We start from the raw sequence: 23,709 nt of genomic DNA on the forward strand, positions 1-23,709 counted from the left end.
AGAAGCAGGCGGAGAGATGGATCTGGGTATCTCGGGCAAGCGCGCAGCTGTCGCGGCAGCATCGCAGGGACTCGGTCGCGGGACCGCCGCGGCGCTCGCGGCCGAGGGGGTGCAGGTCGTGATCTGTAGCAGGTCGAAGGAGAAGATCGAGGCCGCCGCAGCGGGCATTCCCGGCGCGATACCGCTGGTCGTCGATGTGTCTACCGGCGAGGGCGGGGCGCGGTTCGTGCGGGAGGCGCGCGACGCGCTCGGCGGCATCGACATCCTCGTGGCCAACGGAGGCGGGCCGCCATTCGGCAACTTCGCGTCCACCGACCTCTCGCTCTACACGGCCGCGTTCGAGCAGAACTGCCTCGCGGTGATCGCGATGTGCAGGGAAGCGGTTCCGGCGATGCAGGCGCAAGGATGGGGCAGGGTGCTCGCGATCACGTCGGTGTCGGTTCGTCAGCCGATTCCGACCCTCATCCTGTCGAACACGGCGCGCGCCGGGGTGACCGGCTTTCTCAAGACGCTCGCACGCGAAGTGGCGGCCGACGGCGTCACCGTGAACACCATCCAGCCGGGATCCCACGACACCGAACGGATCCGCGCGCTGCGTGGCAGCGCCGGTGGCGGAGATCGGATCGGCGATCCCGACGACTTCGGGAAGATCGCGGCCTTCCTGTGTTCGGAACCGGCGAAGTTCCTCACCGGCGCCGGCGTCCACGTCGACGGCGGCGCCTACGCGGGTCTGCAGTAGGGCCAGTAGTAGGGCCAGTAGTAGGGCCAGTAGTAGGGAACGCGCGAGCGCCTACGCTCTGGGGCGTGATGGAGCGAGACCAACGCATCGTCACGATCCCCAACCTCATCTCGGCGGTGCGCCTCCTGTGTGCCCCGGTGTTCGTGTGGCTGCTCGCCGACGACCAGGAGATCGCCGCCGCCGCGGTGCTCGCGGTGCTCGGCGCGTCCGACTGGGTCGACGGCTGGATCGCCCGCCGCTTCGACCAGGGAAGCAACCTGGGCAAAGTCCTCGACCCGGTGGCCGATCGCGTGCTGCTGCTCGTCGCCGCTGTCGCGCTGCTGGTCGACGGCAGCGTGCCGATCCTCGTGGGGCTGCTCGTGCTGATGCGGGAGGCCGTGATCAGCGTCGCGGTGGTCGTGTTGGCGATAGCGGGTGCGCGTCGCATCGACGTGCAGTGGGCCGGCAAGGCGGGCACGCTGGCCCTGATGTTCTCCCTCCCGCTGTACCTGTTGGCCGACAACATCGACTCGGGCCACGACCTCGTGCTCGTCGCGGCGTGGTGCTTCGCCGTGAGCGGCTTGGTGTTGAGCTACTACGCCGCGATCATGTACGTGCCGACCGCGCGGGAAGCGCTCCGTGCCGGGCGCCACGAGCGAGCGACGAGTGCGAGCGCGAGTGCGAGGAGCATGACGTCGTGAAAGCAGTGATCCTGGCCGGCGGTGAGGGCACGCGGCTGCGCCCACTCACGAGCAACACCCCGAAGCCGATGATGCCGCTCGCCAACAAGCCGATGATGGAGCACATCGTGGCGCTCCTCGCGTTGCATGGCTTCGACGAGATCGTGGTGACGGTCGCGTTCCTCGCCAACCAGATCCGTGACTACTTCGGTGACGGCTCCGACTTCGGCGTGAGCATGCGCTACGCAACCGAGGACACGCCCCTCGGCACCGCCGGGTCGGTCCGAAACGCGTCCGCCGAGCTCGATGACACGTTCCTCGTCATCTCGGGCGACGTCCTCACCGATATCGACATCACCGCGTTCGTGAAGGCGCACCGCGACGCGAACGCGTCGGCGTCGATCGCGTTGAAGCACGTCGACGACCCGCTCGAGTTCGGCATCGTGATCACCAAGCCCGACGGCAGCATCGAACGCTTCCTCGAGAAGCCGTCGTGGGGAGAGGTGTTCTCCGACACGATCAACACCGGCATCTACGTGCTCGAGCCCGACGTCTTCGACTTCATCCCGCAAGACGAAGTGATCGACTTCTCCGGTGACGTGTTCCCGGCGCTGCTCGCGGCCGGACACACGATGCACGGGCACATCATCGACGACTACTGGGAGGACGTCGGCACCCTCGACGCCTACATCCGCGCGCACACCGACGTCCTCGACGGTCATGTGAAGGTCGAGATCGCCGGGTTCCGCCTCGGCGACAATCAGTGGATCGGCAGCGACGTCGAGATCAGCCCGCAGTCTCGCATCGACGGGCCGGTCGTGATCGGCGACAGCTGCCGCATCGAAGCGGGAGCTCACCTGCGCGAGTACACCGTGCTCGGCACCGACGTGATCGTGAAGGCCGACGCGTTCCTGGAGCGCGCGGTGTGCCACGACCACGTCTACGTCGGCCCCGGCACCAACCTGCGCGGCTGCGTGATCGGGCGCAACACCGATCTTCGGGCCCACGTCCGTGTGGAGGACGGCACCGTCATCGGCAACGAGTGTTTCGTCGGCCAAGACGCGGTGATCAACCCGAACGTCAAGATCTACCCGTTCAAGACGGTGGAGTCGGGCGCGATCGTCACGTCGTCGATCGTGTGGGAGAGCCGTGGCGCGCGCACGCTGTTCGGGCGCCGAGGTGTGCGTGGGCTCGCCAACGTCGACATCGGCCCCGAGGTAGTGGCGCGGCTCGCGATGGCCTACGGCACCGCTCTCCCGAAGGGTTCCACTATCAGTACGAGTCGCGACACCAGCCGGCTCGCGCGTGCGCTCAAGCGCGGGCTGATCAGTGGCCTCAACCTCTCCGGCATCAACGTGGAGGACATCGAGCTCGCGACCGTTCCGCTCACGCGCTTCCAGGTGCGCAACGGGACCTCCCAGGGTGGGATCACGGTGCGGCTCGCCACCGGCGACCCCGACACCGTGGAGATGCGCTTCTTCGGCAGCGACGGCCGCGACATCGACCCGTCGATCCAGCGCAAGATCGAGCGACTGCTCAACCGCGAAGACTTCCGCCGGGCGTTCGGCGGCGACATCGGCGACATCGCGTTCCCACCGCGGTCGCTCGAGTTCTACACCGCGGCGCTCGAGCAGGTCGTCGACATCGACATGGTCCGCCGGCGCGGGTTCAAGATCGTGCTCGACTACTCGTTCGGCGCGGTGTCGATCGTGATGCCCAACCTCCTCACCAAGCTCCGGGCGGAGGTGCTCGCGGTGAACCCGTTCGCGAGCACGCTGGCCGCGACCTCCGATTCCGGCGACACGAACGTGGTGCGGGTCGCGGAGCTGGTGAAGGCGTCGGGCAGCGATCTCGGGTTCGTGATCGATCCCGACGGTGAGCTCTCCACCGTCGTCGACGACACCGGTCACATCCTCGAGCCGGAGGAGCTGCTGCTCGCGATCTGCGCGTTGCTCGCCGAGGCGGTTCCCGACGCGCGGGTTGCGGTCCCGGTGAACGTCACCGGCGCGGTCGAGGAGTTGCTCGGCGCCGACGCCGTCGTCCGCACGAAGCTCGCGAGCGCGAACCTCATGGAGGTGGCCGCAGGCGGGAACGTGATCTTCGCGGGTGCGTCCGACGGCGGCTGCATCTGGCCCGACTTCCTCCCGGCGTACGACGCCGCCGCCACGTTGGTGAAGCTCCTCGACCTGCTCGCAACGGTCGACCGGCCGCTCTCCACAGTGTGCGCGGGCCTCCCGCCGGTGTACGTCGCGCACGAGACGATCGTCACGCCGTGGGAGCGCAAGGGCACCGTCATGCGCGAGATCGTCGAACTGGTGAGCTCACGCAAGGTCGAGCTGGTCGACGGGGTCAAGGTCTGGGACGTTGGCCGGTGGGCACTCGTGCTGCCCGACCCGGAGGACGCGCTCACACACGTCTGGGCGGAAGCGGGGAGCACCGCCGATGCGCGGCGCCTCGCGCAGGAGTACGTGCAGCGCATCCGCCAGGTCCTGCGCTGACGCTCGCTCGCGCGGAAGAATTAGTCTGCGCCCATGCATTTTCCCGACGACCTCCGGTACAGCACCGAGCACGAGTGGGTGTCGGTCGACGGCGTGCGTGCCCGCATCGGCATCACCGACTACGCGCAGGACGCGCTCGGCGACGTCGTCTACGTCGACCTGCCCGCCATCGGTCTCGCAGTGGTCGCGGGGTCCACGTGCGCCGAGGTCGAATCGACGAAGTCGGTGTCGGAGATCTACTCGCCGCTCACGGGGGTCGTCGTCGAGGCCAACCAGACACTCGTCGACGCGCCCGAGCACATCAATCAGGAGCCGTACGGAACCGGGTGGATCTTCGCGGTCGAGATCGCCGACGCAGCCGAGCTCGACGGCCTCCTCGACGCGGCTGCGTACCGCCGGCTCGTCGAGGAGGAGTAGCGATTCCGCGCTGGCGCCTCCTCGACCGGCTCGCTGCCTCCGTCGGCGCGGAGGAACAGATGGCCTTGGATATGGCGCTCCTGGCGAGTGTTGCCGGGGGTGCGCGCCCGGCGTTGCGCCTGTACACGTGGGCGCGGCCCGCGTTGTCGCTGGGACGATTTCAGTCCGACGACGAGGTCGACCGCAACGCGTGCGAACAACTCGGCGTGGAGGTGGTGCGTCGGCCCACCGGCGGTAAGGCACTGCTGCACGGCGCCGATCTCACGTACGCGGTGGCGATCCCGCGGCCCGAGGGCGCAGCGGGGAAGGTCGACGCCGTCTACTGCTCGCTCGCGAGCGCGCTGGTCGCCGGGCTCGCGCGGCTCGGCGTGGAGTCGGCGATCGCTCGCCATGCCGGCGGTGCGGGCAAGGGGCCGGTGTGCTTCACGACGATGCAGGGCGCCGACCTGCGGGTGGGGGCGCGGAAACTGTGTGGTTCGGCGCAGGTCCGCCGCGGCGGGGCCGTCCTCCAGCACGGGTCGATCCTCCTCGACCGCCTCCCCTTCGACGAGACCAGCTTGTTACGCAGCCGGAGCGGGGAGACGGTCCCGGACCGCGGCGATTTGCGCCGGGTCACGGTGACGGTGCGTGAGCTCGGTGCACCGCACGATCCTCAGGCTGTGGGTGCGGCGCTGGTGGAGGGGTTCCGTGAGACCCTCGACGTCGAGTTCACCTGACGGATCCAACCCTCGACCTCGGCTCCACGTGCAGGCCACACCACTGATCGGGGCGCGGTCGGGGTACCCTCTCGTGCATGCGATGCCGCCGGTGCGGCCACGACAACGAGGCAGGCGCGAATTTCTGCTCCTCGTGCGGGCAGCCGTTGCCCCGTGAGGAGGAGACCACGCTCAGCCTCACGGAGCTTGCCGAGCGCCTCGAGCTCGACGAGGAGATGGGCGTTGCGCTGTCCGAGCTCCCCGACGGAATGGGCATGCTCGTCGTCCGCCGCGGGCCGAACGCCGGGAGCCGATTCGTCCTCGACGCCGATCTCACCGCCCTCGGCCGTCACCCGGAGTCCGACATCTTCCTCGACGACATCACGGTGTCGCGCCGCCACGCCACCATCCAGCGCGTCGCCGTCGGATACGAGGTGAGTGACGCGGGTTCCTTGAACGGCACCTACGTCGACCATCACCGGGTCGACACAGCGCCGCTGCATCACCTCGCCGACCTCCAGATCGGCCGGTTCGTGCTCGTGTTCCTCGTGGGAGGTCAGCCCGCGTGAGCAGCGATGCAACCAGCGGGAGCCACCTGTCGATCGGTGAGGTGCTCGCCGAGCTGCGCGACGAGTTCCCCGACATCACGATCTCGAAGATCCGCTTCCTCGAGAGCCAGGGGCTCATCGATCCCGAACGCACGCCGTCGGGGTACCGGAAGTTCTACCACCAGGACCTCGCGCGCCTCCGCTGGATCCTCCAGCAGCAGAAGGAGCACTTCCTCCCGCTCAAGGTGATCAAGGAGCGTCTCGACCAGCTCGGCCCGGGAGACGAGCTGCCCTTCGCACCTCCTGCCGCTGATCCAAGTGGTGTGGGGGAGACGGCCGCGACCGTGTCCACCGGGATACAGGAACCAGCCCGGTCGGTAGCGCCATCCGCGCCGACCCGCGCACCGCTTCGCCCGGCGGCCCGCACGAGGCCACCTGCGTTCGTGCCCACCCTGCCGATCGACGACGGCGACGACGACCTCGGCTCGTCCGGAGACGAGCACTACTCGCGCGGAGAGCTCGCCGGCGCCGCCGGTCTCGAAGCCGGGCAGGTGGAGCAGCTCGAAAGCTTCGCCTTGATCACGCCCGCGCTCGAGATCGGGGGCGAGCCGCGCTACGACGCAGAGGCACTCGAGGTCGCGCGCGCCGCCGCCGGCTTTTTCGCCCGAGGTGTGGAAGCCCGGCACTTGCGCATGTACCGCACGTTCGCCGAACGGGAGGCGGTGCTCTTCGGGCAGGTGTTGCTGCCGTTCGTGCGCCAGCGCAATCCCGAGGCGAGGGCCCGGCTCCAAGACGAGCTCGTCGAGCTCTCCGTGCTCGGCCGTCGTCTGCGTACCGCGCTGCTGCGCGAGGCTGTTCGCGACTCGCTCAGCGAGTGACTGTCCCGACCACGTTGCTCGACGAAACCGCGATCCAGGAGTGCGTGGCCCGTGTCGCCGCGGAGATCGCTGCCGATCATCCCGACGGTGTGATCCTCGTCGGGGTGCTCAAAGGGGCGCTCATCTTCCTCGCCGACCTGGCACGCGCGCTGTCCGGCGTCGACGTCGCCGTCGACTTCATCGCGATCTCCCGCTACGCCCCCGATTCGGGGCGCGTGCGCATCCTCCACGACGTCGGGCTCGACCTCACGGGTCGTGACGTGGTGCTCGTCGAGGATCTCGTCGACACCGGGCTCACGATCGCGTACCTCCTCGACCATCTCCGTGCCCGCGGGCCGCGTGAGCTCGACGTGTGTGCGCTGCTCGACCGTTCCGCGCGGCGCATCGTGCCGCTGCCCGTGCGCTACGTCGGCATGGTGATTCCCGACGTCTTCGTGCTCGGCTACGGCTTGCACCTCGCCGACTTGTACCGGAACGTTCCGAGGGTGGTGGAAGCCGACCGCCACATCGTCCAGCACGAACCCGGCGCCTACGTGGGCGCCCTCTACGGGCCCTGACGGGTTGCACGGGTCAGGGCCTGAGGTCGCGGGGGAGGGGAAAGGAGGCCGGTGCTACTGTGACCGCGGACGATCCGGAGGCGCCCGTGATCCCGATGTCCCTGGTAGGTGTTCGAGTGGAGGTTCCCTCGAACCAGCCGATCGTGTTGCTGCGCGAGCACGAAGGCCAGCGCTACCTACCGATCTACATCGGTCCGCCGGAGGCAACGGCGATCGTCTACGCGCTCCAGGGCATGGAGACGCCCCGGCCCATGACCCACGACCTCTTCAAGACCGTGCTCGACGACCTCGGCGCCAAGCTGGTCCAGGTCGTCATCACGGAGCTGCACGACGGCACCTTCTACGCCGAGATCGAGATCTCGCGGGCCGAGGGCTCCACCCGGCTGTCCTCCCGCCCCTCCGACGCCATCGCCCTGGCTGTCCGCTATCCCGAGCCAGTGCCGATCTTCGCCAAGGAAGAGGTGCTGGAGGAGGCAGGTGTGCTCTTCGAGCAGGACGACGACGAGCAGTTGATCGAGCAATTCACCGAGTTCCTCGACCAGGTCCGCCCCGAAGACTTCGCCCACGGCACCGAGTAGTCCACCCCGTTTCGGGTAGCCGCGTTCGTTGACGGGCCTCGCCGATGCGGCTAACCTGACACTCCCGTAACTACGACCGTGTACTTCAGGGTCATCCCCCCTCGAGTACCGCTGGAGTGTCGTCACGATGCAGCAGAGGCTCGACGGTTTCGACGGTTCGGAAATCGACGCTTCGGAAGCGGTGCCGGTCAACTCGGGATTCCGCGGCCCGCAGGTGTGCGCGATCGTCGGCATCACGTACCGGCAACTCGACTACTGGGCGCGCACTGATCTCGTGCGGCCGTCGATCGCCGACGCGCGGGGGAGCGGCACGCAACGCGCGTACTCCTATCGCGACCTCGTGCGGTTGAAGGTCGTGAAGAACCTCCTCGACGCGGGCGTGAAGCTCCAGGCCGCGCGCAGAGCGATCGAGTATCTCCGCGAAGACCTCGGTGACAGCTGGGCCACCGCGAGCCTCGTGCTCGACGGCGCCGGCTCCGTGCTCGCGCGCACCGACGACGCGTTGATCGACCTCGTGCGCCGCGGCCAGGGTGTGCTCAACATCGTGCCGCTCGGGCAAGTGGTACAGGAGCTCGACGCGCGCATCCACGAGCTCATGCCGACCGGCACCGGAGGCTGACCATCTCGCAACTGCCTCACGAGCAGGTGCGCTTCGCGCACAACTCCGAACGGCAGTTCGCGAAGCTCCTCGACTTCTACGCGATCGAGTGGAGCTACGAGCCGCGTACGTTCGTGCTCGAATCAAATCGCGACGGCAACCCGCAGCAGGCGTTCACTCCCGACTTCTACCTCCCCGCGTACGACCTCTATATCGAGATCACCACGCTCAACCAGAAGCTCGTCACGAAAAAGAACCGCAAGGCGCGCCGCGTACAGGAGCTCTACCCCGAAGTGCACGTGCGCGTGCTCTACCAGCGTGACTACCTGCACCTGCTCGTGAAGTACGGGCTCGAGCTGCCGTCGCAACTCGTGGAAGACGGTCTCGCGGGAACGGAACCGCAACCGCTCGATCTCGCTCCGCCGGCTCCGCACCCGAGCGGCGAATCACCGCAAGCCACCGCCGAGTCTGCCTGAGGTGGCGCTGCGCCACAGCCCGCTCGACGCGGAGCACCGCGCGCTCCACGCACGGATGGCCGAGTTCGGCGGGTGGGAGATGCCGATCCAGTACCGCGGCGTGCTCGAGGAGCACCGCGCGTGCCGCGAGCGGGCCGTCGTGTTCGACGTGTCGCACCTCGGAACGCTCCGCGTGCACGGCGAGGGTGCGCTTGCCCTGTTGCAATGGGCGTTCACGAACGACCTCGACCGCATCGAGCCGGGGCGCGCGCAGTACACCCACCTGCTCGATCCCGACGACGCGCACGTCGTCGACGACCTCATCGTGTGGTGGGTCGCTCCCCGTGACTTCCTCGTGATGCCCAACGCGTCGAACACGAGACCCCTGCTCGACGCGCTGCACGAGGGACCGGGGATGGAAGTGGCGGTGGAGGACATCACCGCGGGCCGGGTGGTGCTCGCGGTGCAGGGACCACACGCACGTGAGCTCCTCGGGGGGGTCGCGCCCGGCGCGGCCGCGGTCGGCCGGTTCCGGGTGGCGCCGGTCACGTACCCCCGAGGCGCGGGCGGTTGGGCGGCCGGCACCGGGTACACCGGAGAGGACGGCGTGGAGCTCCACGTGCCCACGGAGGCCGCGGTCGCGGTGTGGCAGGCCGTGATGCACGCGGGGATCGCACCCGCAGGGCTCGGCGCCCGTGACACGCTCCGGTTAGAAGCGGGCTTGCCACTGCATGGCCACGAGCTCGGGCCGGGAATCACGCCCTTCCAGGCCGGGTTGGGGTGGGTCGTGCGCTTCGACAAGGGCGACTTCCGCGGCCGCGCCGCGCTGGAGGCAGAGAAGCAACGGGGCATCGCGCGGCGGTTACGGGGCCTGCTGCTCGACGGACGGCAGATCCCGCGCGCAGGGCACGACGTGCTCCGCGACGGCGAGGTGGTGGGTGCGGTCACCAGCGGCAACTTCTCGCCGACGCTCGAGCGGGGGATCGCCCTCGCGTTCGTGCCGCCCGACGTCGTTCCCGGCGACGCGCTCGCCGTCGACATCCGCGGCAAGAGTGTGGCGGCGACAGTGGCGGAACTTCCGTTTGTCCGCCGGTAGCCTCTGAACGGTATGGCGGAAGGGTTTCCAGCGCGGCATATCGGCCCCGACGAGGCCGAGATCGAGGCGATGCTCCGCATGTTGAGCGTCGCCTCGCTCGAGGAGCTGATCGACCGCGCGGTGCCCGAGACCATCCGCGACCGCACACCGCTCTCGCTCCCGCCCGCATTGACCGAAGCCGAGGCGCTCACCTGGCTCCGGCAACTCGCCGACCGCAACCAGGTGCTGACGTCGCTGATCGGGCAGGGGTACTCGAACACGTTCACCCCGCCGGTGATCACGCGAAACATGCTCGAGAACCCCGCGTGGTACACCGCGTACACGCCCTACCAGCCCGAGATCTCCCAGGGCAGGCTCGAGGCGCTCCTCAACTTCCAGACGATGGTGAGCGACCTCACCGCGATGGACATGGCCAACGCGTCGCTCCTCGACGAGCCCACCGCGGCCGCCGAGGCGATGGCGATGCTGCACCGCGTCAACGGCGAAAGAGCAAACGTCTTCTTCGTCGACGCCGAGTGTCACCCGCAGACCATCGACGTGGTGCGCACGCGTGCCGAGCCCGTCGGCATCGAAGTGGTGGTCGGCGACCCGCACGCCGATGTGCCGCTCGACGGTGTCTTCGGCGTGCTGTTGCAGTACCCCGGCACCACGGGTGTCGTGCGCGACGACCGCGCGCTCGTGGCAGAACTGCACGCGCGCGGCGTGCTGGTCGCGGTGGCGGCCGACCTGCTCGCGCTGGTGCTGCTCACACCGCCGGGGGAGTGGGGCGCCGACGTCGTGGTCGGTTCGGCGCAGCGCTTCGGTGTGCCGATGGGGTACGGCGGCCCGCACGCGGGGTTCTTCGCGACCCGGCACGAGTACCGCCGCAACGTGCCCGGCCGCTTGGTCGGGGTCTCGGTCGATGCCGCCGGGCGCCCCGCGCTGCGCCTCGCGCTCCAGACGCGTGAGCAGCACATCCGCCGCGAGAAGGCCACCAGCAACATCTGCACCGCGCAGGTGCTGCTCGCCAACATCGCGGGCATGTACGCGGTGTACCACGGGCCCGTCGGCTTGCGCGCCATCGCCGAGCGCGTGCACCAGCTCACTCGAGATCTCGCCGCCGGGCTCCCGCTGCGGAACGACTCGTTCTTCGACACCATCAGTGTCCGGGTGGCGAGCGCCGACGACACGCTTGCGCGAGCACGAGAGGCAGGCATCAACCTGCGGAGGATCGATGCCGCCACCGTCGGTATCGCGCTCGACGAGACCACCACCGGCGACGTCGTTGCTCGAGTGCGTGAGATCCTCGGAGCCGGCGACGCCCCTGCAGTGGAGGGGATCCCTGCGCAGCTTCGGCGCGCGTCGGAGATCCTCACGCATCCGGTGTTCCGCACGTACCACTCCGAGACGCAGATGCTGCGCTACCTGCGCCGGCTCTCCGATCGCGACCTCGCGCTCGACCGCACGATGATCCCGCTCGGGTCGTGCACGATGAAGCTCAACGCGACCACCGAGATGACCCCGATCACGTGGCCGGAGTTTGCCGACCTGCACCCCTTCGCGCCCGTCGACCAGGCCGCGGGGTACGCGGAGCTCTTCGCCGATCTCGAAGCTGCTCTGTGCGAGATCACCGGGTACGACGCGGTGTCGTTGCAACCGAACGCGGGGTCACAGGGAGAGCTCGCGGGTCTGCTCGCGATCCGCGCGCACCACGAGAGCCGGGGCGACGGCGGCCGTACGGTCTGCCTCATCCCGTCGTCCGCGCACGGCACCAATGCCGCGAGCGCGGTGATGGCCGGTATGCGCGTGGTCGTCGTGGCGTGCGACGACGGCGGCAACGTCGACTTCGACGACCTGAAGGCGAAGGCGCACGACCACGCTGCCGACCTCGCCGCGCTCATGGTCACGTACCCGTCGACTCACGGGGTGTTCGAAGCCCACATCGGCGACGTGTGCGACGTCGTGCACGAGTGCGGCGGTCAGGTCTACCTCGACGGCGCCAACCTCAACGCGCTCGTCGGCGTCGCGAAGCCCGGAAACTTCGGCGCCGACGTGTCGCATCTCAACCTGCACAAGACGTTCTGCATCCCGCACGGCGGTGGGGGACCCGGTGTCGGCCCGGTCGCGGTGCGCGCGCACCTCGCTCCGTTCCTGCCGCGCCACATCGCGGGCGCGCCGTGGGGCTCCGCGGGCATCCTGCCGATCTCGGCGTCATACATCAGGCTCATGGGCGCCGACGGCCTGCTGCGCGCGACGCAGGTCGCGATCCTGAACGCCAACTACGTCGCGTTGCGCCTGCGGCCGCACTACCCCGTGCTCTATACGGGCCCGTCCGGGATGGTTGCACACGAGTGCATTCTCGACCTGCGCCCGATCACGCAGGCCACGGGCGTCACCATCGACGACGTCGCCAAGCGGCTCATCGACTACGGCTTCCACGCACCCACGGTGTCGTTCCCGGTGGCGGGCACGCTGATGGTGGAGCCCACCGAGTCGGAAGACCTCGCCGAGCTCGACCGCTTCTGCGACGCGCTGATCGCCATCCGTGACGAGATCCGCGGCGTCGAGCGGGGGAAGTGGCCGGTGGAGCAGAGCCCGCTCCGTCACGCGCCCCATCCCGCGGCAGACGTGGTCGTCGACGAGTGGGGCCGTCCCTATTCGCGGGAGCTTGCCGCGTTCCCGAACGGAGCGGACCCGGCGCGGAAGTACTGGCCGCCGGTGAGCCGCATCGACGCGGCCTACGGTGACCGCAACCTCGTATGCTCCTGCCCGCCCGTGTCCGCCTTCGAGGACTGACCGATGGCAGTTCCGCAACCCGGGATCTTCGCTCAGGGCACGCGTTCGCACTACCACCTCGAGTTCGACGCGCGTCCTGGCGCGACCGACGCCGAGATCTGCGCCGCGCTCGCCGGCTTGCGTGAGCCGTCGGTGACCGCCGGCGGGTCGAACATCGTCGTCGGCTTCGGCGCCGACCTCTGGCGCCGGCTCCGACCCGACGACGCGCCCGACGATCTGCAGCCGTTCGAGACGATCCAGGGCGTTGGCCGCGCCGCGCCCGCCACCCAACACGACATCTGGGTGTGGAGCCACGGCACCGGCGAAGATGTCGAGCTCGACGTTGCACGCGGCGTCGTCGCGGCCCTCACGCCCGTGGCCACCCTCGCGCTCGAGCAACCCGGCTTCGTCTACCGCGACAGCCGCGACCTCACGGGCTTCATCGACGGCACCGAGAACCCGCCGGTCGAGGAGGCCCACGACGTCGCGATCGTGCCCGACGGCCAACCTGGTGCGGGCGGCGCGTACGTGATCGCAATGCGGTGGGTGCACAATCTCGCGGCGTTCCACGCCCAGCCCGTCGACGACCAGCAAGCCACGATCGGTCGCACCAAGCCCGTCAGCGTCGAGCTCGACGACAAGCCGCCCACCGCGCACATCAGCCGCGTCGTGATCGAAGAAGACGGCGAGGAGCTCGAGATCTACCGCCGCAGTGTCCCGTACGGCCGCGTCGGAGAGCTCGGCCTCTACTTCATCGCGTTCAGCGCCGACCCGAGCCGCTTCACGAAGATGCTCGCGAACATGTTCGGCACGAGCGGCGACGGTGTCCACGACCGCCTTACCGACTTCACCACACCGGTGAGCGGTTCCTTCTTCTTCGCGCCCTCCCTCGACGCGCTGGACGGCATCCTCCCGAGCGACTGACCCGCGACGTCACGGCGGGCCGCGTTCCTTGCGCTGGCCGTTGAGGAGCCCGGCTTGCCGGTCGCGTTCGGTCTTCTCGACGTGGTGGGGGTAGCAGAGCGGTTGGAAGTTTTCCGCGCTGCTGGGTCCATCGTTGGCGACCGGATCCTTGTGATCCCACTGGAGCCCGAAACGCCGGTCGCAGCCTTCTTCGGCGCAGGCGACGCCGTCGAAATCGGGTGGGTCGCCGAGATCGAGCACGGTTTGGAGCAGCGCGGGGCGGCGGCGGCCGTAGTGGACGATGGTGTCGACCTTGGTGCCGTCGTGTAAGACGACCTTGACGAACGCGTCCACCGCAAGCTTGCGCGCCAGGGACACCGGGCACGGTCCGCCACCGAGGATGTGACCGACTTCGCCGGGATGGGTGTGCCCGCGTACCCATCCGTTGAGGTCGTACACGAACACCAGATCAGGGGTTCGCGTGTTGCCGTTTCCCGTGCCCTCGAATAGCCGCTCGAACGCGTCCGCGGCGCATTGCGCGCGGGTCGTGCTGCGTCCCGCGCGACGGGCTTCGCGCCAGACGCGGTCGGTTTCGGCATCCAACCGGTTCGCGAACCGGGTCCCGAACTCGGGAGTGAAGGCGAAGGTGCCGCGGCGCATCCCGAGCTCGTCGTTCCAGTGTCGGACCTCGCGGCAGCGGTGCTGCTCGGCGTGGAGGTCTTCGGGATCGATGCTCTCGAGGTGCTTGCGGCGCGCCTTTCGTTTCAGCGACGACAGGCTCTCGGTGCGCGCCACTTCCAGAAGCTCGGCCTCGCACCCCGGCACGCGTGCGATCTCGGCGGCTTGTGCCAGTGACACCTCACCCGCCACCAACGCCTTCTTCGTGGCCGGGCACGTCTCGACCGCAGCGACCGTGGCCAGCTCCGTGCGCACTGCACCTTCCGACGACCCCGCGGCCCGGGCCAACCAGTCGTTCGCGCCCGCGAACCCGCGCTTGCGATGCGCGCCGCACTCCGATGCACGCGCCCCGAAGCGCACTCGCGCCGTGCCGCATGCCTTCTCCGCGAGTGCGAGGTGCTCCGCGATCTCCGCGCAGTCGTCACCCGAGTAGCGACCCGGCTCCACCCGCGCAAGCTCCGAGCAGAGCTCGCCAATGAGGTCACGAATACCGGGCACGGGCGCACCTCCTCTCGATCGCGCAGGTGGGAACTCGAAAGGAGAGCCATGCACGCCAGGCTCTCGAGGCGTGCCCGCATCATCACACGGGGGTACGACACTTATCCTCCGGTCGCGGTGCTCTGCTCGTGCTTCTGTGACAAGAGATGCCGGGGCACGTGGGCGAGCGGGCTGCGTGGTGCCGAATCCGCGGGGTCCGCGGTCACGATCGCGGTCGACGAATCCGGCGTGCTCCGATGGAAGCGCACCGCCACTCTCGGCTCCAGGAGGTCGAGCAGCGCACGCTGGGATCGCTCGTCGACGATGTCACGGTGGTTGTTGCGCACGATGACCGCGACCGGCGCATCGGCCACCATGAGTACGCGCAGCAACAGTTCGTCGGGCTCACGACGTAGATCGATCACCGCGCCATCCGGTACGAGCGCGGCGGCCGCTTCCCCGGCGGGGGAGTGGGGGTCGCCTCTTGCCGCCCCAGCTTGCGGACCATGCGTGTAGAGGTTGCGCGCCGCAACCGCGCGTCCGAGTCGTCGCCAGGTGCCCGCGGTGGGACGGCACACGTAGAGATCGCTCCACCCGCCGATTGCTTGCGCGAGCACGTAGCGGTTGAACGACGGGTAGATCGCTTCGATGACGACGCGGAGCCGCTGCATGCGCTCCTGCACCGCGAGCGCGAGGTCGGGACGATGGTCGCCCGCGCCGTAGGCGATGACAACGCGGCCGCGGTTACGGTTGGCGAGGGCCGCGAGGGCGCGCTCGAGGAAGAGCGCGACGCCGTCGGCCGAGTACGGCGGGTCGGTGAACACCAGTGCTGCGGTGCCGTGCAGGACATCGGGAAGACCGTCGCGCAGATCGCCAAAGAGCGTGTGGATTGTCAGGCTGCGTTCGCGCGCAACACCGTCGATGAACTCCAAAAGCGCTTCGTCGATGTCGACGACGGTGATCTCGGTGCGGGGCATCGCGAGCGCGGCTGCGATCGACGTGAGGTCGTGGTCGCCGAGGAATAAGAGCTGACCGCCGGCGACGTCGAACTGCGAGCTCAGTAGCGCGGCGCGGGCGACGACCGTCTCGGCGTCGGCCGGGATCTGGTCCAGCATCGGTCGAGGCGACGGCGCGCGGTCGATGAGGTCGGCGAGCAAGCGAATTGTCTCCGGATCGATGTCGAGATGGGGGAGTCGGGCGCGATCCGGCGCCGTATCGACGGTAAGCGAGACCGAAGGGTCGACCGCGGCGACGATCCGCTCGACCGTCCGGCGCGACAACCCGCTTGCGTGCACGAGCTCGTCCGTTGTGGCCGGACCTGCAGCCAAACGGGTCACGACGACACGGGCCCAGCGCGCGTCGGGGCCGAGCTGTACGAGGAGCTCCGGTAGCGACTTCGCCTCGGTCACCGAGCCCCTTCGATGAAGCCGACGATGGTCGGGTAGTCAGGCCGGTAGCCGTCGGTCGTATCAACCACCAAAGTGGGGATATCGAGCTCCATCGGTGCGTAGCGGGCCACGTTGAACGGCGTGACTTCCACGTCGAAGTGCACCGGGTGACGCTCGCCGCGCGCCGCCCGGTCGAGCACACGTTCGGTGATCAGCTCGTCCGGCGCGGTGCAATGCACGAGCACCGCTGTCGACCCGTCTACCAGAGGCACCACTGCATCGGCGAAGGCCTGGTGGAACGCATGATCCACGACCACTGAGACGCCGAGGTCGAGCTGCCCCTTGACGAGCGCGTACAGGACCTCGACGGACGCCCTGCCGAGTTGCTGGCTGCGCTCCACCGAGTCGACGACCAGCGAGTCGCCCAGCGCCTCCTTGATCGTGTCCTTGCCGAGCAGCGGGATCACCAGGTCGGCAGCGAGCCGGCGTGCCAGCGTCGTCTTCCCCGAGCCCGGGGATCCCGACACGAGCACGAGCAGCGGCGCCATCGCCGGCCATCTTGACCGACCACGGGGGATCGGGTCCCTCCCAAGCGAACCAACCACAACTTCACATAACGAGGATTATGGGCGTTGGTTACGTCCCGCAGCTGAATCGTGCGCAGAGGAAGGCCGCCGTGCGGTCCAGGATGTCGGCACGTACCCAGGGCACCTGGGCGACTCCATGGCCTTGTCCCTCGTAATAGTGAGCTTCGACGTCGACACCGCGGGCGCGCAGCGCGGCCTCGAGGTCCTGGGACTGGCTGACCGGTACCGCGTTGTCGTCGACACCGTGCAGGAGCAGGACGGGCACGTTGATCCCGTCGGCACGCTCGACGATGTTGACCTCGCCGCCGGGGACGACGCTGCCGATGCCGTTCCAGCCCTCGAGCAGCCCGGCGACGGAGACGACGGGCTCCGGCCGTCCCGCCGAGGCGCGGAGGGCGACGATCCCGCCACCCCGGCTGAAGCCCATGACGGCAACTTTTGACGGCGCACCGAGGGCATGGGAGACCCCTTCGACCAGCGAGTCGAGATCCGGGACGGCGGCGTCGACCACTCCCTTGAAGGACGGGGCGTCGGCACAGATGATGCGGAGGGTCGCCGTGGTGTCCTCCTCGGGAAGGGGCAGGTTGGCCCACCAACATCCGAACCCGACGTCAAAGCCTCGGGCCGAGAGCTCCTCCGCGAACGCGACGTAGTCCGTGTTGAGACCTCGGCGACATGCGTGTCGGACGACAGCACCACGTTGGGCAGCGCGGTCACGTGAGCACCTCTACTTCGCGCAGGAACTCGTAGAGGCCGTCGACGAGCCGCAGCTCTGAGAGTTCGTGGAGCGGCACCCACGCGACCTCGGCCGCGTCGTCACCGGCGACCGCCACTGACGCGCCGGAGTCGAGCACCGTCACTTCGAAGTCGAGTATCACAAAGTGATACGTATCCGCGATCCTCTCCACCCAGCCGAGGAACCGGTCGACCACCACCTCGAGGCCTGTCTCTTCGAGCACCTCGCGCACGACAGCCGTGTGCAGCGTCTCCCCCGTCTCCACGCGCCCGCCCGGTACCGACCACTCCCCCGCAGCCGGCCCCCTCCCCCGCCGGACGAGGAGCAACGCGCCGTCCTGTACCGCGACCGCGCCCACTGCGACTTCCGGCGACGGCGACGTCATGCGTCAGGCGTGAGCCGGCGGTGCATGGTGAGCGCGCGCGCCGTGAAGTGGTGCTCCTCGAAGAAGTTCTTGGTGGCGCGGTGACCGGGGAGCGCGGTCGCGTCGATCCCGACGCAGCCGCGCTCGGCGCAGAACACGATCAGGTGGTCGATGATCCCCTCCCCTACCCCGACTTCGCGCGCCCCCTCGTCGACGAAGAGATCGGTGACGATGCCGAGATGCGCGCCGGACCGCAGCCGTTCCACCACCACCGCGCCGAACCCGAGCACGACGTCGTCGATGGTGCCCACCACCACACGCGTGTCGTCACGCGCGAGCAACGCGCGGTACGAATCGTCGAGCGGCTCGGGCCACGCCTCGCGCTCGACCCACAGGGCGCCGCCTCGAATCGCGGCGAGCTCCGCGCGCATGGCGACGGCGAGCTCGACAATGGGAGCGATGTCGTGCTCGCCGGCGGGCCGGCTGCCTTCCACGTCAGGTGAGCTGCGCGATTTTACCGAGGATCGTGTTGCGGCCACGGTGACCGGCCTCGTACGCGCGGATTGCCTCGAGGGAAGCGGCGTCGAGGCCGTCGAGCCGCTCGATCACCTGTGATGCCGAGAGCTCGTCGTAGTCGGGAATCGGGAGCTCCTCGACCGTTGGCGCGCTCGCGGCTCGGTCGGCCACAGGGGCGGTCGCGGGAGAGGTGAAGGCGGACGCGGACGCGCCCGACGCCATCTCGGGCTCGGGCCGCCACGCGGTCGAGTCGGATGCGTTACCCGATTCGCCCGTGCGCCACGACATGAATCCCTGCAGCGCGCTCCCGGTGACGTCGCGCGCGAGTCCGATTCCGCCGCCCGCGACGCCGCGCGCGCGACCGATGCCTTCACCCATGCGGCGCCGGATGTCGGCGACGTCGGGAACGGGCACGGGTGGCACCGACGGTATGGGTACGTCCTGGCCGCCGAGGTGCGACGTCACTTCGCGCTTCCCGCGCGACACGAAGATGCCCATCATGCTCGGGAACATGTCGCGTACGTAGAGCGCCATGCCGACGGGTGCGTACACGAAGAGGTCGAGCGCGCGGTCGATTGGTGGCTTCTCGTCGGGCACGGTGGTCAGTCTACGGTGCCGGGCACAATGTCGGTCCTCGAGGCGATCCTGGTCGTCGGCGTCGGCTTCTTCGCGGGCTCGATCAACACCATCGTGGGTTCCGGGTCGCTCGTGACGTTCCCCACGCTGCTGGCGATCGGGTATTCGCCGGTGGTGGCCAACGTGAGCAACACGGTCGGGCTCGTCTTCGGCTCGATCAGCGGAGCGTTCGGCTACCGGCGTGAGCTCGTTGGTCAGCAGCGGCGGGCGACGGTCCTCGGCGGCGGGTCCCTCATCGGTGGCCTCACGGGCGCGGTCCTGCTCCTCACGCTGCCCAGTTCGGTGTTCGACGCCGTGGTGCCGGTGCTGATCCTGGTTGCGTGCGGGCTCGTGATCGCACAACCGCGGCTGAGCGCGATGATCGCCGCGAGGCGCACGAAGGTGGTCGAGCACGGTGGGTTCGCACTCTGGATCCTCGTCCTGCTCACCGGCATCTACGGCGGCTACTTCGGCGCCGCCCAGGGCGTGATCCTGCTCTCCCTCCTCGGCATCTTCATCGCCGAGGATCTGCAGCGCCTCAACGGCGTGAAGAACATCCTCGCCGCGATCGCCAACGGTGTTGCGGCGTGTGTCTTCGTGTTCGCGGCCGACGTGGCCTGGGACGTCGCCGCGCTGATCGCGGTGGGATCGATCGCAGGCGCGCAGTTCGGCGCGCACTTCGGACGGCGGATGCCGGCACCGCTGTTACGTGGTGTGATCGTCGTGGTCGGTGTGATCGCCGCGATCAAGCTGATCGTCGACTTCTAGTGCTCCACACGATCGCGACCACGGTGACGGCGACCAACCCGAGCGCGGAGAGCGGCACGATCCAGTCGCCGAAGCGTACGTAGGGTGTCTCTCCGGTCGTGGTCGGGATGGTCGACCGCACGATGGCTTGCTCGAACAGGTCGGTGGTGTCGTGCACCGTGCCGTCGGGTTCGATCACCGCGCTGATACCCGACACCGACGCCTGGAGCACCGGGCGCGCGGTCTCTGCCGCCCGCATCTGGCTGTTCGCCAGATGCTGCTCGGAGTTACCCGACCGGTGGTACGAGCGATTGTTGGTGCTCACCACGATCGCCTCGGCGCCCGTGCGCACCGAGTCGCGCACGAGCGGGCCGAAGGCAGACTCGAAGCAGATCACGCTCCCGATCTTGTGCTTGCCGGCCCTGAACACGACCGTCTCGTCACCGGGCTCGAAGTCGTACGGGATCTGGCGCAGTTCGCCGATGAAACCCAGCGCACCGCGCCACGGCACGTACTCCCCGAACGGTACGAGATGCTGTTTCGAGTAGATGCCCTGGAACTTGCCGGTGGGCTCGTACATGAGGTTCGAGTTGCGGTCTTTGCCGTCGCCGACCGCCGGCTCCGTGCCTGAACGGGGAGCGGGAGTGCGGGCGTTCACCAGAAGGCTCGCATGGTGCTTCCGGGCAATCGCGGTGAGCCGGGCACGGAGGTCGGGATCGAGCTGGGGATCCGTGTCGAGCGCGCCCTCGGGGAACACGATCAGGTCGTAGTCGCCCTCCAGTTCGTCGGCGAGCGCGAGGTGGTTGGCGGTGAGCAACTGCTGCTGCTGGCCGGCGAGTGACAGCTCCTGGTCGTCGCCCTGGAGTATGGCGACGCGCAGGCGGCCGGTCTCCTGAGGTTCGTACCTCGTCACGTCGGCGAGGAGCGTCACGACGAGCACTGCGGCAACACCCGACGACGCCAGCACCAGAGCGTGCCGTTCGTGCACGCGCGCCGCGAGCATGAGGTCGAGGAGGAAGCCCGCCGCCGCCACGCACACGAAGCTCACCAACGGTACGCCCCCGAAGCTCGCCAGTGCGCGGGCGGGTGCGAAGTTGTGGAGCGCGACACCCACGTCGGCCCACGCGAAGCCGCCCAGCGGCGCCCGGCCCCGGACGGCTTCGAGCGCCACCCAGGCCGCCGCGGTGAGCAACGGCGACGCGATACCCCGCCGCGCGAACACGGCGACGATCACGCCCACGAGCGCGACGGCCGCGGCCATCGCCGCGACGAACGGCACGATCGCGACCGCGCCGAAGTAGCGAACCCACTCGAGGACGACGCCATACGCGCCGGCGCCGAACGCGAAGCCGTAGAGCGCGGCATGGAGCGGGCGTGCGTCGCGCCACGTCCAGAACAGCGCGGCGAGCGGGACGACGATCAGCAGGCCGAGATCGAGGGGCGGGAAGCAGAATCCGGCGAGCACACCCGCCGCGAGCGCGACGCCGAGGCGCGCGGCGGACAGACGGTCGGGCTTGATCAGCTCAGGCGCAGTCGTCGCAGTACTGCCGTTCTTTGTCGGCGAGTCGTCGGCGCGGGAGGACGAGGAAGCACGACTGGCAGAGGAACTCGTCGGGGCGACGGGGGACGATGCGTGTGGACCCATCCCCTCGGTCATCGACATCGATCTCTTCGTCCTCGAGCTCCTCTTCGTCGTCCTCGAGGGTAGCGCTCGCCGTGCGTTCCTGGAGGAGGACGTCGAGCGGCTCCTCGACGTCGTCGGGATGGAGCTCCTCCTCGAGATCGAGGACGTCGTCCTCCTCGTCCTCTGCGGTCTCGGTGGCGGTGTCGTCGGTGACGACCACGACCGGAGCTTCGGGACCGAGCTCGAGGGCGTCCGAGTCGTCGGTCTCGTCGAGCAGCACGACCTCGTCGACGACGTCGAGGGCGTCCGAGTCGTCGGCCTCGAGCACGTCCTCGTCGAGGTTCGCCTCGTTGAGTTCGAGACCGCCGGTGTCTTCGAAGTCGTCTTCGCTCATGGTCTCTTCGGGGGTCGAGGGGCGCGGACTCTACACCGGCGTCCGGGATTCGTCGCGCACCAAACCGCGGACGTACGGGGGCTATTCCCGGAGACCTACGAAACGCGTGAGCGAAGGGATGGCGCGAATCCCCGCCCGGTGCCGGCCAGTGAATGGTGCGGGTCATGGTGCGGGCGCGTGGTGGGGGGTCCAGGAGACCGTTGGGGCCACTGTTTGGCCCGACCTGACCGAGCAGGCGGGTTATTCCAGCGTTCTCTACTTGGTCTCCTGAACCCCCGATGCCCCTACTGCTCCAGGCGCTGCGGGAGATACACGACCGGGCCGGCAAGGACGCCTTAGTACGCCCGAAGCGGGGGGTCCCTGTCAAGCTGTACCTGCCTTCGCGGCGACGCCGTGACCTGCACCGACGCGCGTCGATCCTGGTCAGAGCAGACGAAACTTTTTTCGCGCGGAAGCGTTGAGCCGGAGGCGTTTGGTCGGAGACGTCAGACGGGGTCGGCGGTACGCCGGGCGTCGGCCGCGCGCTCGGCCGCGAGACGTTCGAGCTCGTAGGTGGTGTGGTCGACGTGCGACATCGCCGCGGCGATTGCACGGTGACCCGCCTGCTCGGCGATGAGATGGTGCATCTCCTGCGCGACCTGGCGGTACGCGGGATGCCCCGACGGCATGGTGCGCAACTCGATCAGGTGCATCGCCTCACGCGCGTTCATCTGCATCGCGAACCGGATCCGGTACGCGAGCGACACCGCGTACGACGCCTGCTCGGGGAACGGGCCAGCGAGCGCGTCGTAGAGATCGGCGGAACGCGCCATCGCGTCGTCGAACTCATCGCGCAATCCGGCCTCGTCGATCGCCTCGGGTACGTCGTAGCCGTGGAGCGTGCACAGCGGCTGCCATTCGATCGTGAGCATCCGGTGGCGCTGCAGGTCGCGGAACGCGCCGTAGTCGGCGACGATGTCGAACCGGTAGTCGACCCGCTCGAAGGCGCGGCCGGGGCGGTGGCGGCGGTTCTCGCGCTCTCCCACGTACGCCCGGAGCAGCTCGACCCGCTCCCCCTCCCCCAACGTCCGCACCCGCGCCAGGATCTGGTCGTCGGGAAGCTGGGTGTACGGGTAGCAGATAGCGGCGAGGAGCTTGTCCTCGGCGTCGGGATCGAAGTCGGTGAGCGTGACCGAGGGGCGAGGCTCGGGCTCGGCGGCGGCGAAGATGCGATGGACGAGATCCGACGTGCGGTTGCGCGTCTCCGCGAGGTACGCGCTCCACGCGACGCCACGATCGATGCGGTCGACGCGCGCGACGAACGACGGGATGACCTTGCGCAGCTCCTCGAGGATCATCGTCGCGTACGTCTGGGCTTCGGGCAGCGGGTGGGCGCGCATGCGGAGCAGCAGTGCCTCGAACGCCTGACCACTGCCGTACACGCCGACGTTCGACAGCGTGGCCGCGGGCAGGATGCCGCGCGCCGCGTCACACGCCTTCGCTTTGATGCTCTGCTTGTAGGCGAAATGCGAGTCGGCGGGATCCATCGGGTAGCGCTCGCGCGCCCAGTCGAGGAGCTTCGGCAGCATGCTGGCGTAGGTGTCGAAGAGCCCGTCGAGATCGGCGATGTAGCGCCACGCGAGGTTGGGGTCGGCGAGCACGGCGCGGTCGCGGTAGTAGCGGTAGCGGCCGCCGAGCTTGCCGTCGTAGTTGATGTAGCGGGTGGACTGCTCCATGTACGACATCACGCGACCCCACTCGAGGATCTTCGTGAGCACGTTCGACGCCTGCTCGCACGCGAGGTGCACGCCACCGAGTTGCGCGACCGAGTCGTCCCCGTATTCGAGGAAGATGCGCTCGTAGAGCTCTTCGGCGCGCTTCAGGCCGACGGCCGCATCGACGGTGAGGTCGCCGGTGAGGTCGAGGTCGGCGACGAACTCGTCGAGGAACAGTCGCCGGAGGCTCTTCGGGCTCCGCGAGTAGCGAGCGAACAGGGCGCCCTTCACCACCTCGGGCAAGTTGACCACTCCGAACACCGGACGATCGAGGTTGGTGAAGTACGGCCGGAGGATGGCTTCCTCGCCGTCGGTGAACTGCTCCATGGGGTATACGCCCACTGCTTCCGCCTCCGTCACCATGTGCGGCTCGCTCACGCTCGCTGCCGTCACCACGGACCGGCGATCGTATCGGCGGCCCGCCGCCGCTTCGCGGACCCGAATCCGAGGCGGA

General features: G+C 68.9%; 24 protein-coding genes and 1 pseudogene. 15 read left to right on the forward strand and 10 right to left on the reverse strand.

All coding sequences use genetic code 11. From position 1 onward, the window contains the following. Positions 1 to 16: 16 nt before the first annotated feature. The 14 genes from WD271_06460 to WD271_06525 all read left to right on the forward strand — a co-directional run bounded on the left by WD271_06460 (position 17) and on the right by WD271_06525 (position 13,396). Entirely contained in the window at positions 17 to 739 is a 723-nt protein-coding gene (locus WD271_06460) for an SDR family oxidoreductase (protein MEX1007471.1), read from the forward strand. Positions 740 to 807: 68 nt separating this feature from the next. Then, positions 808 to 1,419, forward strand: a complete 612-nt coding sequence (locus WD271_06465) for a CDP-alcohol phosphatidyltransferase family protein (GenBank protein MEX1007472.1) — start codon at positions 808 to 810, stop codon at positions 1,417 to 1,419. Then, positions 1,416 to 3,896: a sugar phosphate nucleotidyltransferase gene (locus tag WD271_06470; protein ID MEX1007473.1), complete on the forward strand. Its 2,481-nt coding sequence runs from the start codon at positions 1,416 to 1,418 to the stop codon at positions 3,894 to 3,896. Before WD271_06465 ends, WD271_06470 begins: the two co-directional genes overlap by 4 nt. A 33-nt stretch (positions 3,897 to 3,929) precedes the next feature. After that, positions 3,930 to 4,313, forward strand: coding sequence for a glycine cleavage system protein GcvH (gcvH, locus tag WD271_06475; protein MEX1007474.1), 384 nt, complete (start codon positions 3,930 to 3,932; stop codon positions 4,311 to 4,313). A gap of 59 nt (positions 4,314 to 4,372) precedes the next feature. After that, the gene (locus WD271_06480) at positions 4,373 to 5,029 is read left to right on the forward strand and encodes a lipoate--protein ligase family protein (protein MEX1007475.1); all 657 of its coding nucleotides are present in this window, start codon (positions 4,373 to 4,375) and stop codon (positions 5,027 to 5,029) included. A gap of 77 nt (positions 5,030 to 5,106) precedes the next feature. After that, positions 5,107 to 5,577, forward strand: a complete 471-nt coding sequence (locus WD271_06485; protein MEX1007476.1) for an FHA domain-containing protein — start codon at positions 5,107 to 5,109, stop codon at positions 5,575 to 5,577. Beyond that, positions 5,574 to 6,434 carry a MerR family transcriptional regulator gene (locus WD271_06490; GenBank protein ID MEX1007477.1) on the forward strand — a complete coding sequence of 287 codons (861 nt, stop codon included), beginning with the start codon at positions 5,574 to 5,576 and terminating at the stop codon, positions 6,432 to 6,434. The genes WD271_06485 and WD271_06490 overlap by 4 nt, the downstream gene beginning before the upstream one ends. After that, positions 6,431 to 6,991, forward strand: coding sequence for a phosphoribosyltransferase family protein (locus WD271_06495; protein MEX1007478.1), 561 nt, complete (start codon positions 6,431 to 6,433; stop codon positions 6,989 to 6,991). Before WD271_06490 ends, WD271_06495 begins: the two co-directional genes overlap by 4 nt. Positions 6,992 to 7,077: 86 nt before the next feature. Then, positions 7,078 to 7,569, forward strand: coding sequence for a bifunctional nuclease family protein (locus tag WD271_06500; GenBank protein ID MEX1007479.1), 492 nt, complete (start codon positions 7,078 to 7,080; stop codon positions 7,567 to 7,569). A 127-nt stretch (positions 7,570 to 7,696) separates the two neighbouring features. Beyond that, the gene (locus tag WD271_06505; GenBank protein ID MEX1007480.1) at positions 7,697 to 8,188 is read left to right on the forward strand and encodes a MerR family transcriptional regulator; all 492 of its coding nucleotides are present in this window, start codon (positions 7,697 to 7,699) and stop codon (positions 8,186 to 8,188) included. A gap of 26 nt (positions 8,189 to 8,214) precedes the next feature. Then, complete coding sequence (locus WD271_06510) at positions 8,215 to 8,643, forward strand: hypothetical protein (protein ID MEX1007481.1); 429 nt, start codon at positions 8,215 to 8,217, stop codon at positions 8,641 to 8,643. Position 8,644: 1 nt separating this feature from the next. Then, the gene (gene gcvT / locus WD271_06515; GenBank protein ID MEX1007482.1) at positions 8,645 to 9,718 is read left to right on the forward strand and encodes a glycine cleavage system aminomethyltransferase GcvT; all 1,074 of its coding nucleotides are present in this window, start codon (positions 8,645 to 8,647) and stop codon (positions 9,716 to 9,718) included. 12 nt (positions 9,719 to 9,730) lie between these two features. Further along, positions 9,731 to 12,493 carry an aminomethyl-transferring glycine dehydrogenase gene (gene gcvP, locus WD271_06520; GenBank protein MEX1007483.1) on the forward strand — a complete coding sequence of 921 codons (2,763 nt, stop codon included), beginning with the start codon at positions 9,731 to 9,733 and terminating at the stop codon, positions 12,491 to 12,493. Between the two features lie 3 nt (positions 12,494 to 12,496). Then, a complete protein-coding gene (locus WD271_06525; GenBank protein MEX1007484.1) occupies positions 12,497 to 13,396 on the forward strand; it encodes a Dyp-type peroxidase in 900 nt (299 codons plus the stop codon). Between the two features lie 9 nt (positions 13,397 to 13,405). On the opposite strand, the gene WD271_06530 is transcribed toward WD271_06525, so the two are convergent. From WD271_06530 to WD271_06560, 7 genes and pseudogenes are all read right to left on the reverse strand, one after another. Then, entirely contained in the window at positions 13,406 to 14,551 is a 1,146-nt protein-coding gene (locus WD271_06530; protein MEX1007485.1) for an HNH endonuclease signature motif containing protein, read from the reverse strand. A 101-nt stretch (positions 14,552 to 14,652) separates the two neighbouring features. Next, positions 14,653 to 15,939 carry a bis-aminopropyl spermidine synthase family protein gene (locus WD271_06535; GenBank protein ID MEX1007486.1) on the reverse strand — a complete coding sequence of 429 codons (1,287 nt, stop codon included), beginning with the start codon at positions 15,937 to 15,939 and terminating at the stop codon, positions 14,653 to 14,655. Continuing rightward, entirely contained in the window at positions 15,936 to 16,466 is a 531-nt protein-coding gene (locus tag WD271_06540; GenBank protein ID MEX1007487.1) for an ATP-binding protein, read from the reverse strand. The genes WD271_06535 and WD271_06540 overlap by 4 nt, the downstream gene beginning before the upstream one ends. 88 nt (positions 16,467 to 16,554) lie before the next feature. Beyond that, positions 16,555 to 17,175, reverse strand: a pseudogene (locus WD271_06545) (dienelactone hydrolase family protein). Positions 17,176 to 17,218: 43 nt separating this feature from the next. Further along, a complete protein-coding gene (locus WD271_06550; GenBank protein ID MEX1007488.1) occupies positions 17,219 to 17,626 on the reverse strand; it encodes an NUDIX domain-containing protein in 408 nt (135 codons plus the stop codon). Further along, entirely contained in the window at positions 17,623 to 18,099 is a 477-nt protein-coding gene (locus WD271_06555) for a GNAT family N-acetyltransferase (GenBank protein ID MEX1007489.1), read from the reverse strand. The genes WD271_06550 and WD271_06555 overlap by 4 nt, the downstream gene beginning before the upstream one ends. A 1-nt stretch (position 18,100) precedes the next feature. Then, entirely contained in the window at positions 18,101 to 18,718 is a 618-nt protein-coding gene (locus tag WD271_06560) for a hypothetical protein (GenBank protein MEX1007490.1), read from the reverse strand. A 27-nt stretch (positions 18,719 to 18,745) separates the two neighbouring features. Between WD271_06560 and WD271_06565 the strand changes: the two genes are divergently transcribed. After that, on the forward strand, positions 18,746 to 19,504 hold the full coding sequence (locus tag WD271_06565; protein ID MEX1007491.1) for a sulfite exporter TauE/SafE family protein: 759 nt from the start codon (positions 18,746 to 18,748) through the stop codon (positions 19,502 to 19,504). On the opposite strand, the gene lnt is transcribed toward WD271_06565, so the two are convergent. The 3 genes from lnt to WD271_06580 form a co-directional block, all read right to left on the reverse strand. Beyond that, positions 19,482 to 20,948, reverse strand: coding sequence for an apolipoprotein N-acyltransferase (lnt, locus tag WD271_06570; protein ID MEX1007492.1), 1,467 nt, complete (start codon positions 20,946 to 20,948; stop codon positions 19,482 to 19,484). The two genes, WD271_06565 and lnt, sit on opposite strands and share 23 nt — an antisense overlap. Before the next feature lie 58 nt (positions 20,949 to 21,006). After that, a complete protein-coding gene (locus WD271_06575; protein ID MEX1007493.1) occupies positions 21,007 to 21,501 on the reverse strand; it encodes a DUF4193 family protein in 495 nt (164 codons plus the stop codon). Between the two features lie 485 nt (positions 21,502 to 21,986). Then, positions 21,987 to 23,651 carry an FAD-dependent thymidylate synthase gene (locus WD271_06580; GenBank protein MEX1007494.1) on the reverse strand — a complete coding sequence of 555 codons (1,665 nt, stop codon included), beginning with the start codon at positions 23,649 to 23,651 and terminating at the stop codon, positions 21,987 to 21,989. Positions 23,652 to 23,709: the final 58 nt, after the last annotated feature.

It is taken from the genome of Acidimicrobiia bacterium, from assembly GCA_040880805.1.
Taxonomy (GTDB): domain Bacteria; phylum Actinomycetota; class Acidimicrobiia; order IMCC26256; family DASPTH01; genus DASPTH01.

Coding starts and splice junctions, on each gene's coding strand:
- WD271_06465 (MEX1007472.1), top strand. CDS start 808: ATGGAGCGAGACCAACGCATCGTCACGATCCCCAACCTCATCTCGGCG.
- WD271_06480 (MEX1007475.1), top strand. CDS start 4,373: ATGGCCTTGGATATGGCGCTCCTGGCGAGTGTTGCCGGGGGTGCGCGC.
- WD271_06540 (MEX1007487.1), bottom strand. CDS start 16,466: ATGGCGCCGCTGCTCGTGCTCGTGTCGGGATCCCCGGGCTCGGGGAAG.
- WD271_06505 (MEX1007480.1), top strand. CDS start 7,697: ATGCAGCAGAGGCTCGACGGTTTCGACGGTTCGGAAATCGACGCTTCG.
- WD271_06575 (MEX1007493.1), bottom strand. CDS start 21,501: ATGAGCGAAGACGACTTCGAAGACACCGGCGGTCTCGAACTCAACGAG.
- WD271_06460 (MEX1007471.1), top strand. CDS start 17: ATGGATCTGGGTATCTCGGGCAAGCGCGCAGCTGTCGCGGCAGCATCG.
- WD271_06565 (MEX1007491.1), top strand. CDS start 18,746: ATGTCGGTCCTCGAGGCGATCCTGGTCGTCGGCGTCGGCTTCTTCGCG.
- gcvP (MEX1007483.1), top strand. CDS start 9,731: ATGGCGGAAGGGTTTCCAGCGCGGCATATCGGCCCCGACGAGGCCGAG.
- WD271_06550 (MEX1007488.1), bottom strand. CDS start 17,626: ATGACGTCGCCGTCGCCGGAAGTCGCAGTGGGCGCGGTCGCGGTACAG.
- WD271_06525 (MEX1007484.1), top strand. CDS start 12,497: ATGGCAGTTCCGCAACCCGGGATCTTCGCTCAGGGCACGCGTTCGCAC.
- gcvH (MEX1007474.1), top strand. CDS start 3,930: ATGCATTTTCCCGACGACCTCCGGTACAGCACCGAGCACGAGTGGGTG.
- WD271_06485 (MEX1007476.1), top strand. CDS start 5,107: ATGCGATGCCGCCGGTGCGGCCACGACAACGAGGCAGGCGCGAATTTC.